Source organism: Bradyrhizobium sp. SRL28, from assembly GCF_018596315.1.
In the GTDB taxonomy this organism is placed as follows: Bacteria; Pseudomonadota; Alphaproteobacteria; order Rhizobiales; family Xanthobacteraceae; genus Bradyrhizobium.
In genome coordinates this window covers 1-12,625 of sequence record NZ_JAHEAG010000009.1, presented here as the reverse complement: position 1 = coordinate 12,625, position 12,625 = coordinate 1, and the positions used below count along the sequence as shown (strand labels likewise).

The window sequence follows — 12,625 nt, the reverse complement described above, 5'->3', positions numbered from 1 at the left end:
GTCGGAACCCTCAGGGCCGCAAAGCTGAATTCGAATTTAGTTGAGAAGGTCGAACTTGATTGCCAGGTTCGGTCGTCGGGGCCAGCAGACCCCCGGCCATCCCAAGACGGTTCGCCGTTCAAGTTCTGCTCACCACTCGATGTCGTTGGATCTTGAGGGCTGAGCATGTGGATGGAAATATGAGCTGCATTTTTCCAAAACTATTGCTGGCATCGAGGCGCGCTCGGTCGTCCGGGCGGAGCAGAACGGGCTGAGGCGGCACCATGAACTTAGTGTCGTTTGCACTGCGACGCCCGATCTCGCTTTTGACGATTGTCGTAGCCGTTGCATTGGTGGGTTTTCTGGCGATCGGTCGTATGTCTCGGGACATTTTCCCAGATCTCGGGGTGCCCGTTCTGTATGTGGCCCAGCCGTACGGCGGCATGGACCCGGCGCAGATGGAAGGGTTCATCGTCAATTACTATGAATACCACTTCCTCTACATCACCGGCATCGAGCATGTCGAAAGCAAATCGATTCAGGGCGTAGGGCTGATCAAGCTCCAATTCCATCGCGGCACCGACATGGCGCAGGCCACGGCGGAGACGGTCGGTTACGTCGACCGCGCCCGAGCCTTCATGCCCACGGGAACCGTGCCGCCTTTTGTGATGCGGTTCGACGGTGGCAGCGTTCCGGTCGGCGACCTCGTCTTCTCCAGCAAGACCAAAACAGTCGCCGAGCTTCAGGACGCGGCGCTCTTCAAGGTGCGCCCGTTGTTCGCGACCTTGCCGGGCGTGTCGGCACCGCCGCCCTTCGGATCGAGCCAGCGCACCATCCTCGTTAGCTTGGATCCCGACAAGCTGCGTTCCTACAACATGTCCCCCGATGAGGTGGTGCAGGCGTTGGGTGCTGGAAATACGGTCAGCCCATCGGGTAACGTCCGCATCGGCGACCTCATGCCAATGGTGCCGGTCAACTCCGTTGTCGGGGATTTCAAGGGCCTGAACAACATCCCCATCCGTTCGCGCGGAACGCAGACGATCTTCATACGCGACGTCGGATCGGTCGAAGACGGCGCCGACATCCAGACCGGCTACGCGCTGGTGAATGGACGCCGCACGGTCTACATCCCCGTAACCAAGCGAGCGGATGCCTCGACACTCGCGGTCGTCCAGGCCGTCAAGGCCAATTTGCCACGCTTCCAATCCGTGCTTCCTGATGACGTTGAGGTCAGTTACCAGTTCGACCAGTCCGCTTACGTGACGCGCGCCATCCAGGGCCTGTTCGTCGAAGGCGCACTCGGCGCGGTGCTCACCGGCCTCATGGTGCTGCTGTTTCTGCGGGATTGGCGCAGTTCGCTCGTCGTAGTCTTGAACATTCCGCTCGCGATCCTCGCCTCGGTGACGGCACTCTGGGTATCGGGTCAGACGATCAACATCATGACCCTGGGCGGGTTGGCGTTGGCTGTCGGCATCCTGGTCGACGAGGCGACAGTCACCATTGAAAATATCCACACCCGTCTTGCTGATGGCCGCGGCCTTGCCCGTGCGGCGAGCGAGGCCACGGCCGAGACGACGCTCCCCCGGTTCGTGGCCATGCTTTGTATTCTGGCGGTGTTCATTCCCGCCGTCTTCATGACCGGCGCTGCGCATAACCTGTTCGTACCGCTGGCCTTGGCAGTCGGCTTCGCGATGGTGGGGTCGTACCTGCTTTCCAGTACCTTTGTGCCGGTATTGTCGGTCTGGCTATTGCGCAATCTCAGCACATACCAAAAGCCGCAAGAGACGTTTTTCGATCGGCTGCGTGCGAGGTACGATCGGTTCCTGCGCCTCATCATGAGACGGCGACGCATCGTGCTTTCCTATCTCATTATCAGCGGCGCAATCATTTTCGTGGTCGGCGGCTCGCTCGGCACCGAGATTTTTCCGAGCGTGGATACCGGCCAGCTCCAATTGCATCTCCGAGCTCCGGCGGGAACGCGCATCGAGCGGACCGAGCAGATCGCGCTGCAGACGCTCGACGTGATCAAGCGCGAGGTCGGGCCGGACAACGTGGAAATCAGCCTCGGTTTTGTCGGCACGCAGCCGCCCAATTACCCCATCAATACCATTTACCTCTGGAGTTCCGGCTCCGAGGAGGCGGTGCTGCAGGTGCAGCTCAAGCGCGGCGCAGGGATCGGCATCGAGGACTTGAAGGAGCGGCTGCGTCAGAAATTGCCCCAAGAACTGGCCGGTGTACGCTTCTCATTCGAGCCAAGCGACATCGTCAGCCGGGTGATGAGCTTCGGCGCGCCGACACCGATCGAAGTGGCGGTGGGCGGGCCCAACCTTGCCGACAGCCGCCAATTCGCCGAAGAACTGCGAGCGAAACTTGCGCAGGTGCCGACGTTGCGAGACCTGGGATTCGAGCAGGAACTCGATTACCCGACCGTGAAGGTCACAGTAGACCGCGAGCGAGCGGGCGTCCTGGGAGTGACGACGGATGATGTGGCGAAGTCGGTCGTCGCAGGCACGTCATCCAGTCGCTACACCTCCGCCAATTATTGGGCCGATCCCAAGAGCGGCATTGGCTATCAGGTTCAGGTCGAGATCCCGGAGCACAAGATGAACTCCTTGGAGGAGGTGAAGAACCTTCCCATTACTCGCCGGTCGGGCCAACAGATCGACCTTCGCAATGTGGCCGGCGTGACCGACGGCACGGCGCTCGGCGAATATGACCGCTACAACATGCAGCGAATGCTGACACTCAGCGCGAACATTCACGGCGAGGATCTTGGGCGCGCGGCAGCTCGCGTGCAACAGGCGATCAACGATACGGGCAAGCCGCCCGATCGGGTAAACGTCACCGTGCGCGGGCAAGTCCAGCCGATGGCGGAGATGTTCGGGGGACTGCGTCTTGGGCTCTTGATGGCAGTCGGTGTCATCCTTCTGGTACTGGCAGCCAATTTCCAATCGCTCCGGCTTTCCCTGGCGGTGGGGTTGACGATTCCCGCCGTGATCGCGGGGGTCGTACTTATGCTTTGGCTCACCCGGACCACACTCAACATTCAATCCTTCATGGGCGCGATCATGGCGATCGGCGTGGCCGTGGCAAACGCCATCTTGCTCGTGACCTTCGCTGAGCGCAGCCGGGTCGAGGGCCGCGAATCATGGGAGGCAGCAATTGAAGGCGCACGGAGCCGCCTGCGCCCGATCCTGATGACCAGTTTCGCGATGTTGGCCGGGATGGTGCCGATGGCATTGGGTCTAGGCGAAGGCGGAGAGCAAAGTGCGCCGCTCGGGCGGGCAGTGATCGGCGGTCTGCTAGGCGCAACGTGCGCCACCCTCATCATTCTGCCGGCGATCTTGGCCACGCTCCAGTCGCGTCATACCCGAATTTCGGCCTCGCTTGATCCTGACGACCCGCAGAGTCGCTATTTCGAGTCGGAGCCGCGGCCCAGGTCGGTCTCGAATGGCGATGGACGCGCTGAGCACCATGCTCACGCGGCGGAATAAGCGAACAGCGAGACGAATTCTAAAGGCGGAACGCAATGAATTTCACGAGTCGAACCGGCATAAAGGTCTTGGTAGTCGTGGTCGCTGTCGGCGCGGCGGGCATCGTTGCCGGGCGGCACCTGGTGGCATCGCCATCGCCGGTGAATTTAACGAAGGCGGATAGCCCCCCGCGGGTCGAGGTTCTGCGTCCACGCCGCGTTACGATGGCTCACCGTCTCCAAACCAACGCCACCCTCGAAGCCTTTGAGGAAGCCGACCTCTTCGCCAAAGTCTCCGGATACCTGTCCGACGTTCGCGTCGACATCGGCGATCACGTGAAGGCGGGTCAAGTGCTCGCGGTGATCGACGTTCCCGAAATGAAGCAGGAACTTGCCGAAGCCAAGGCCCAGCTCGCATCCAAGAAAAGTTCGCTAGAGAGCGCTCGCCGTCAACTGGACCACAACAAGGCGGACCTGGCGCTTCAGAATGCCCTGGCCAGAGACCGGGAGCAGTTGGGCGAGGGACGGCAGTTTATTAGCGACCGGACGCTTGACCAGGTGCACGCCAATGCGGAGATCGCCAAGGCGGATCTCGGCGTTGCGGAGTCGAACCGCGACCTCGCTGCCAACCAGGTCGACGTCGCCGCCGCGACCGTGGAGAAGATCAAGGCTCTGCTCGCCTATACGCAGATCGTGGCGCCTTTCGATGGCGTGGTGGCGCGGCGCCAAGTGAACCGGGGCGATTTGGTCCAGGCCGCCACGGCGACGCGGACGACGCCGTCTGCGGGATCGCTGTTCACGGTGCAGCGGATCGACACGATCCGGGTGTTTTGCGACGTTCCGGAGAACGACGTACCTCACCTTCACGTCGGCGATCCGGCGATCATCAAGCCGTCTGGCTTCGACGGAAAGCCGTTCATCGGTAAGGTAACTCGCTTCTCGCAGCGTCTCGACCCTGAGACTCGCAACATGCGCACCGAGATCGACCTTCCCAACTCGGAGGAACGGCTATATCCCGGCACGTATGCGGAGGTCTCACTGGAGATGAACCGGCGTCCCGATGCACTTACCGTACCCACCGGGGCTGTAGGTTCGGATGGCGACGGCAACTTTGTCTACACCATCACTGACAATCGCATCACACGCCTCGCCGTCAAGACGGGGCTCACCGATAACGGTCGCATCGAGGTGACTGCGGGCCTATCGGAGGAGACGCCGGTGGTGGCAAGCACCAAGGGCATCCCGCCACTGAGAACGGCGGTTCAGCCGCAGATGGTCCGGAAGAACTCCTAGCATCACGGCATAGAGACTGAATCAATTTATGCAGTGACGGTTTGGTGTGTTGACCGCATCAGGAAGTATCCATCCTTAGGCGCGGTCGCGCTCGGCCGTAACGCCTGCGGGGCGCTGTCACTGCCGTCTATTGGTCGGCCGACTCCGGCACGCTCGGTTCGGCGAGGCGCATGTGCCATCCATCGGCGTCGCGTCGATAGACCACGACGATGCTACCGTGCTCTTCGCGAAGATGGCCATTCGCTCCCGGCACAGTGACGGTGAATTGGGTAAGGCCGTACCCGCCATTGCCCTGGACATGCGCTTCGACGACTTTGATCGCATGGCCCCGGGCACCGAAGGCGAAGCGGCTGGCATAATAGGTCGTGAGGGCCTGCCGGCCACGCACGATCGAGCCGGACGGTGCGACCAGCACGCCGTCCGAGGCGTAGAGCGCGGCCATGCCAGCGGGATTTTTGGCGGCGTAATTGGCGTCATATTGCTGAGCCAGCGCGGTCGCCGCCTGCATCAATTCCGTTTCCGTGACATTCGCCGCCGGGGCCGGGGTGGCCGTAGCGCCGGCCAGCAGGGCTAGCAGGGCTAGGGTGAGCAATCTGTTCATTTCGGGTCTCCTCGAGATAGTAGGTAGATGGAGGGCAGACCACGGCTGCGCTACTGCAAAAGATGCCTCGCCGGCGATTCATTCTGTGGGTCGGTTCGGGCGACTTGGGATTTTGCTGATGAAGAAATCCAGTGCGCGCGTCCGAAGTTGGCCCGCGAAGTACCGATCGGCTCTGAAAATGTTTGCTTATCTGGGTAAACCGGAAGTGATTGGCGCGCAGTCAGAACGACGCGACGGAACCGCGCCGTCGGTGCCGCACGTAAGAAATTCAAGAGCTGGCTCAATGTCGTGTGAACTGCATCATGCGGATGATCGAAGGAGGTAGCGCAAGTTTGTCGGGTGTGGGGAAGGGCGGTAGCGCTCCCCTGACTGGAACTCCCGACGGCTCACAACGGCTCCTGGGTAGCAGGCACGCCGCACTGCCGCATTCTGTTCTCGCAAACTGACCGTCTCCACCTCGCGCCTTTTGACGATCAGGGCTATCCTTTCTCACGTGATCATGGTTTCGGCGAACCGCATGAAGCTTGGCCCGTGGCCGCTTCCCGGTTGCGAGAGATTAGGCACACAGCTTTCGTTAGTGATCAAATGACGCACGGCGGCCAAAAGGGTTTCGGCATGACCAAGCACGGCCGATCGGGTCACGCGACCCGGTCGCCCCGTTTTCGCTTCCTGCAGAAGCTCGAGGCACAGAAGAACGATCGCAAGGATCGCTCCCGGATCAAGGACCCGAAACAATCCGTCGAGGAGCTATTCCATCCCCGGAAGCCAACGCGAATCTGACGGACTATCCAAGACTGCTAATCGCTCACCTGTCGTCGTGAGCCGATGGCACACGCTCATTCGGGCTGCTGCCGGGCGTGAACATACCCTGCGGGACGTGCAGCTGGTGCGTGACCGAACCGGTGCCGAAACTTTCTCGCGAAATGTGCGTAGCCGCGAAAGCCGCAAGCGTAAGCAATCTCGCTGAGGTGTTGATTTGCGGCCAGCTCCGCCCGGCGATGCAGAAGACGTGCGGCCTGATCCAGACGGAACGAATAGATGAATTCACTGCAGGTCGAACCGCGCTGCGTGAACAGTTTCTGCAGATAGCGCAATGATATCCCCGCTCTCGCCGCTGCTTCGTCCGGACAAAAATCCGGATCCGCGAAACCGTCCTTGATGATGCTGCGGACACGCATGAACAGCTTGTCCGCATGACGCGACGGCGCCGGATCAACCGGTGCAAAGAGGGCGCCGACAAGATCATAGACAGCTAATCGCATGTGGGAATTGGCACAGGAGTGGGCTGATCCTCCGTCTTCGCCGGGATTCCGGATGAGATCAGGAGGAGGCGCCCGGCAGCCGTTCCGCCGCGCCGGTAAAGCCCGCCGCGTGGCTCGAATCCGAGGTGGGAAACGAGCGACCGTCGCGGCAAAACAAGGGCTACGGACTTCCACAACTCGGCCCCCACGCTCGCAAAGAACGTCGCGGGCCGAGCCACGTCGACCAGCACGACATCGCCCACATCGCATCGCAAGGCCTGTTCGTTGTGGGTTATCGCGGACTGGCCGGCGAACTGAAAGATCGCGATGTAGTGGTCCGCGCCATCGAGGCGAACATCCCGCTGCGTCCGCTCGACTCGCTGAGCATTAGAACTAACCTCGGCTGCCGTTAGCCCAAAGACGCTCATGGGCCGCAGCCAGCCGATAAATGCCTTCGGATCGATACCTTCCGGATTGAACCGGCCGCCCATCGCGCGCACGAGTTCTTTCCACGTCTCATAATCCAGAGTTGGCAGCGCGACATTCTCGCCCGCATTTCGTGGCATGGGACCATCCATCCTCGAAAACCCGATTGGTTGGCGACCGAAACGGCATGCATGAGTAGACATGCAAACGGTGTCGGCACCGTACTGCTTTGCAGACGTCGAGCTATCTGCAGCCGTCCGCTGACGCAAAGGGACTCGCATGCTCGTGAGCCAAAATGAGGACATAAGCGATCACGTCTGATCAAATTGATCATCAGCCGACAAACCCCGTCGGCTTCAAACCAGGCGTCGCGCTGCGGACTTTTGCAGTTGACGTCGTTGTTACAGCACCAATCGCAGCGTGGAATAATTCTGGACAGAACGATTACGCACTTTGATGAGTACCGGCGCGCACTAACGGCTCTGAGATACTTGCACGTTAGCTGCGCGGGATTAGGTCGCCGAAGCCGGGCTCACACTTCAACCAGAGCTCAGGTCAAACATGCTGAAATAGAGGTCAAACATGCCGAAACAGGACCGTTACTGCCTCAACACCCTTCGCACGCAGCTGCTGGATCATCCCGTTTACGCGGAGGTCGCTTCCGTCGAGGATCTGCGGCGATTCATGGAAGATCATGTCTTCGCCGTCTGGGATTTCATGTCGCTCCTTAAGCGGCTGCAGCAAGACCTGACGTGCACAAAAGTGCCGTGGTTCCCGGCGGAAAACACTAAGGCTGCGCGCTTGATCAACGACATCGTGATCGGCGAGGAGACGGATGTCGATCCGGACGGCTCCTATGTCAGCCACCTCGATCTCTACCTCCGCGCCATGGCGGACGTCGGCGCCAGCACCCGTCAATTCGACACGTTTCGCTCGATGGCGCGAGGCGGTACTTCGGTCGAAACGGCTATGGTGCGGACCGGCGTGCCGCCTCATGTCCAGGCCTTCGTCAAGCATACGATGATGCTGGCCCAGTCCGGGTCGACGGAAGAGGTCGTAGCAGCATTCTTTCACGGCCGCGAGGACGTCATCCCGGAGATGTTCAGCAGACTTCAAAAGACCCTCCCTGGCGCAAGGCAGGACAAGGATCCGCTGCGTCATTTCATCTACTACATCGAGCGGCACATCGAGCTCGATGGCGACAGTCACGGTCCAATGGGGCGAGAGTTGCTCGATGCTCTGGTCGCGGGCTCGCCGCAAAGGGACGAGCGGGCTCTGCGCGCCGCGTGCAACAGCATCAAGGCCCGGATCGAGCTTTGGAATGGCACGTTAAGCACACTTCGCGACAAGCGCGCGGCGTGAAGGCCATGCCCAAAACGTCATCCGCCGGACGACAGAGGGGCGGAGTTCCGATGGCTTCGCGACGAGCGAGCTAAGAAAGCAAGAAACATACCCGCCGCTTCCCTGCGAAAGGCGGCGGGGTGTTCTCTGTCGCGCGGTGATTCACCCATCGCGGCGGCAGCACCCTATCTCGGACGGAGAATTGGTCCTTTGAAAGCGGCATACATTAATAGCGTCGCGGTGCATCCGATGGTGACGGTGCCAACGATGTTCCATGGACACGTTGCCGTTCTGCTAGTCGTTGCGAAAGTAGCCGCCATCCAGGAAGGCCAATTCGGATTCTACTTCAGCAGATGTTTGCTACGAAATTCCAGATCAGGCTACATCTGCAACAGTGGGCGCGCGCTTCGGCCGCCCCGCGCGCGCGGCGCGAACAACTCGTTCACTAAATTTAAATTTAATCAGGCGTGGCTCGCGGAGAGTTGAGTAACGGACTCGTCGAAGCTGGTAGCGATTCTCGAAGATGATTCCCATCTCGAAAGCCCGGTCCTGGTTGGGAGCGAAATATCTCTGACGGAGAATGGTCATGTTGCGTAAGACAGTGATCGCGTTATTGGCAGTTGCGTCCATTGGCCTAGTTTCGCCAACGATGGCGTTGGCCCGTGGCGGTGGAGGTGGCGGCGGTGGCGGCGGCCACGGGGGCGGCATGGGCGGCGGCGGCTTTGGCGGCGGTGGTGGTGGCGGCCACGGGGGCGGCATGGGCGGCGGTGGCTTTGGCGGTGGCGGCTTCGGAGGAGGCGGTTTCCATGGCGGCGGCATAGCTGGCGGATTCCATGGAGGCGGCATGGCGGGCGGTTTCCATGATGGCGGTGGTTTCCACGGAGGTGGATTTCGTGGTGGCGGATTCCACGGCCGTGGATTTCATGATCGCGGCTTCGGGCGGCGTTTCGGCTTCGGCTTCTACCCGTACGATTACTATGACGACTACGCTTACGACTATCCGTATGGCTATTATCCGTATGCCTACAGCGATTCATACGGCGACGACGGCAGTTGCTACGTGGTCCAGCGACGCGTGCACAGCAAGCATGGCTGGCGCCTGCAACCCCGCCAGGTTTGCGGTTGATGGGCCGTCGCAGACTGATGTTGATCGCGATCTGGAACGGGCAGCTAACAGATGGAGTATCTGGCCGCGAGATAACCTCGGCGCGAGAGAGCGCTGAGGCCATCTTTCCTGGATGCTGGTCTTGCCCCGAAGCGATCTGGATCTGGCTTGAATGGGTACGCCCATCAGACCCAATGCCTTGCGCCGTTACGGCTGTGCGTTTTTCCGCCAACATCCGGCTCTCCGCGCCTGCGGAGATTGAGCCGTCGTGCCTTGAACCTGCACGAGCGACTTCTACCATGGGGGCAATCAACACGTGGAGAGTCCGATGACCATGACCACCGATCGCCGAAACGTTCTCAAGGCCGCAAGTGCTGCCGCAGTATCGACGGCCGTGCTTCCCGAAACACAGGCGTTTGCCCAGGGCAACCTGCAGGCCGCAGCTAAAGCGATGCCCTACCAAGCCAAACCGATGCCGTTCGATCCAAAAACCATCACGGGCATCTCGGAAAAAGTGCTCACTAGCCACTATGAGAACAACTATGTCGGCGCGGTGAAGCGCCTCAATGCGATTGGCACCCAACTGGCAGAGCTTGATTTCGCCAAGGCTCCGAATTTCGTCATCAGCGGATTGAAGCGTGAGGAACTTGTGGCCTCAAACTCGATGATCCTCCACGAAATCTATTTTTCAAGGGCTTGGTGGTGGCGGAATGGCCAGTGGACCGGTTGCTGATGCCATCGCGCGTGATTTCGGCAGTATGGAGCGCTGGCGATCCGAGTTCGCAGCGATGGGCAAGGCGGAAGGTGGTGGTTCGGGTTGGGTGATCCTCGCGTACTCACCTCGCGACAAGCGGTTCGTCAACCAATGGGCCGCCGACCACACCACGACGCTTGCAGGCGGTCGTCCGGTCTTAGTGCTCGATATGTATGAGCACGCCTATCACATGGACTACGGTGCGGCGGCCGCGCGCTACGTCGACGTCTACATGGAAGCTATTCGCTGGGACAACGCCGCCAAACTGTACGAGCAATATAGCCGGGAAACCTAGAGCGCAGGCGGTAGCTCTGCCATATCATGCGTGCCGTGACCAACTTCCGCTAATGGCGGTAGCGATATTGAACTGAGTCGCTGCCTGAGGATTCAGGGGTGGAGTTCGCAATCTTCATCGTCACCTTACATACAATGCAGGTAAGAAGATCGATCATCGGGCTCTTATCGTCATTCGCAGTGCTCACTTCTTTTTCAGCCCCGCAAGCCGTTTCATCCTATCCGCGAACGAATATAGATCGAGACCAAAACGGAAATAAGAAATGCGATGGCTGCTACTAAGAACACCGGCGGCCCCTTAGGCGCGACTGCGTCTCGCAACCAACGCCAGAATTTCACTTCCCCCTGGCCTTCAGCCCCAGCTCTACAGCCGGCGGATGGCCTACAAGCTGGGCGTTTGGTCCTTCTAAAGCAGAATTTAATGGGATTCTGAGGATTGCGAACCTACGTCAGCTGCACGGGGGTCGGATCATGAGCTGTGAAACGGGAGCTTAACATGCTGGCGCGCACGAGACCATGCTCGATTGCAATTGCAGTAATGCTTGGAATTGGGGTTAACGTGTATTTGGCGATACCCGCCTTTTCTGCTTCTCCTCCTTCCCAAGTTGCAGCGCAGAGCCGTTCCGCTTCTCCGTTGCACAATGGCGATCTTGTTCGAGTGCGTTCAGGTGGGCCCTTGATGACCGTTACCGCGGTCCAAGGCGATCAGGTGAATTGCTCGTGGACCGACGGGGACGGCGATCTCAAATCTGAAAGTTTCCCCATCGCCGTGCTGAGCCCACCAGTAACAGTTCCTCCCCCGGCTAATTTGAGCCAAGAGCAAGACGAAGAACGAGCGGCCGATCGATATTATGAAAAACATTGTCCATCGGGATCAGTATCGTTCACGGGCAAATTCCACTGCGGCTACTGATGCAAATGCTTTCCGGCACGCAATTTACTTGCCGGCTCGCGTCGTCAGGATCGGGAGCAACGAGACCTCAGTTGGCGTCCGTGACCTTTCCCTTGCCGTCGCAGGACGTGCACTTGACGGGATAGATTTTGCGACCTGGTTGCACTGGCTGCTTCACGATTGGGTAGCCCGTTCCATTGCAGGCCGGGCAGACGTGCTCTTTGATCTTCGAACCTTTCATGCCGCTCGCCCGTCGTTCGCAAGATCGCAAATCAGCCTTCGGTATTCGCCTTCAGCCCCAGCTCGACCAGCCGTCTTAACCTATCGCGAGCGCATATAAATGGAAATCAGAACGGAAATAAGAAAAGCAGTTACTCCCACCAAAAACACCGGTGGGCCTGTTGGTGCAAGTGCGTCTTGAAGCCAACGCCAGAACTTCATTTGTCATTTGCCCCGACGTCATCGAGCTCAACGTAGGACCGATGGATGGTAGTCGGTCGCTTATTCCCATCAAATAGAACGCCGATGGATGCGCCGCCGCTTCTGTTGTCGGAGGACGCGACTACTACTCCAGTGCGAACCTTTATCTTTGGGCTACGAGAGGCGCCCAGTTCGTTTAAACGCACCCGATCGCCCGGCTTGAGCTCGATTGACGTCATTTGACCTTCGCCTTCAATCCTAGCTCGACAAGCCGGGGGATGGCATCGGGCGGCCCACCAAGATTCCGGTCTGCTCCACTACCCGGTCGCCGTCTTTGCTGTATATCCAGTTTCCTCTTTCATAGTACTCGGCCCCGCCTTCGTGCGAATGCCACCAAGTGCCGCTGACCCAAAACGCGCGGACTCCACCGGGTTCATAGATATTGTCGCCGACGCGATAATAGACGTGCTCCCCCTCTTTCGAGTAGATGTGTCGGGTATTCGCCACTATTCACCTTCGCCTTCAGCCCCAGCTCTACAAGCCGGCCGGTGGCTTCAAAATCGGCGACCGCATCGCCTTGAGCCCCGCCGGGACCCGCCAGCCTTCACAGGGACATCTAACTACACAGCCGTCAATGGCAGTTGAGCACTGTCTATTTTGTTTGCGCTTCGCGCCGCTCACGGTCTCGAATGTTTTCGATCACCTCTGGCTCTCTTTCGTCAATCGAAGCGAGTTCGGTTCGTGCGTCGCGCGTCGCTTTCAAAAGTTCGTCAAGCTTTGCATGGACCGCAAGGGTGTCGCGCCGAC

8 protein-coding genes and 1 pseudogene are annotated in these 12,625 nt (G+C 59.7%); 6 read left to right on the top strand and 3 right to left on the bottom strand.

Going from position 1 to position 12,625, the window contains the following annotated elements:
* The first annotated feature begins 263 nt into the window (after positions 1 to 263).
* Together KIP88_RS19845 and KIP88_RS19840 are read left to right on the top strand one after the other, a co-directional pair.
* Positions 264 to 3,473 carry an efflux RND transporter permease subunit gene (locus tag KIP88_RS19845; RefSeq protein ID WP_214489642.1) on the top strand — a complete coding sequence of 1,070 codons (3,210 nt, stop codon included), beginning with the start codon at positions 264 to 266 and terminating at the stop codon, positions 3,471 to 3,473.
* A gap of 35 nt (positions 3,474 to 3,508) precedes the next feature.
* Entirely contained in the window at positions 3,509 to 4,744 is a 1,236-nt protein-coding gene (locus KIP88_RS19840) for an efflux RND transporter periplasmic adaptor subunit (RefSeq protein WP_214489641.1), read from the top strand.
* 127 nt (positions 4,745 to 4,871) lie between these two features.
* On the opposite strand, the gene KIP88_RS19835 is transcribed toward KIP88_RS19840, so the two are convergent.
* The 3 genes from KIP88_RS19835 to KIP88_RS19825 form a co-directional block, all read right to left on the bottom strand.
* On the bottom strand, positions 4,872 to 5,345 hold the full coding sequence (locus KIP88_RS19835; protein WP_214489640.1) for an SgcJ/EcaC family oxidoreductase: 474 nt from the start codon (positions 5,343 to 5,345) through the stop codon (positions 4,872 to 4,874).
* Positions 5,346 to 6,181: 836 nt separating this feature from the next.
* Positions 6,182 to 6,607 carry a helix-turn-helix domain-containing protein gene (locus tag KIP88_RS19830; protein WP_214489639.1) on the bottom strand — a complete coding sequence of 142 codons (426 nt, stop codon included), beginning with the start codon at positions 6,605 to 6,607 and terminating at the stop codon, positions 6,182 to 6,184.
* Positions 6,598 to 7,164: a hypothetical protein gene (locus KIP88_RS19825; RefSeq protein ID WP_214489638.1), complete on the bottom strand. Its 567-nt coding sequence runs from the start codon at positions 7,162 to 7,164 to the stop codon at positions 6,598 to 6,600. Before KIP88_RS19825 ends, KIP88_RS19830 begins: the two co-directional genes overlap by 10 nt.
* Positions 7,165 to 7,594: 430 nt before the next feature.
* Between KIP88_RS19825 and KIP88_RS19820 the strand changes: the two genes are divergently transcribed.
* From KIP88_RS19820 to KIP88_RS19805, 4 genes and pseudogenes are all read left to right on the top strand, one after another.
* Positions 7,595 to 8,374, top strand: coding sequence for a DUF3050 domain-containing protein (locus KIP88_RS19820; protein ID WP_214489637.1), 780 nt, complete (start codon positions 7,595 to 7,597; stop codon positions 8,372 to 8,374).
* Positions 8,375 to 8,939: 565 nt separating this feature from the next.
* A complete protein-coding gene (locus tag KIP88_RS19815; protein ID WP_214489636.1) occupies positions 8,940 to 9,479 on the top strand; it encodes a hypothetical protein in 540 nt (179 codons plus the stop codon).
* 430 nt (positions 9,480 to 9,909) lie between these two features.
* Positions 9,910 to 10,507, top strand: a pseudogene (locus KIP88_RS19810) (superoxide dismutase).
* Between the two features lie 495 nt (positions 10,508 to 11,002).
* Positions 11,003 to 11,419 carry a YodC family protein gene (locus tag KIP88_RS19805; RefSeq protein WP_249790887.1) on the top strand — a complete coding sequence of 139 codons (417 nt, stop codon included), beginning with the start codon at positions 11,003 to 11,005 and terminating at the stop codon, positions 11,417 to 11,419.
* The last annotated feature ends 1,206 nt before the right edge of the window (positions 11,420 to 12,625 follow it).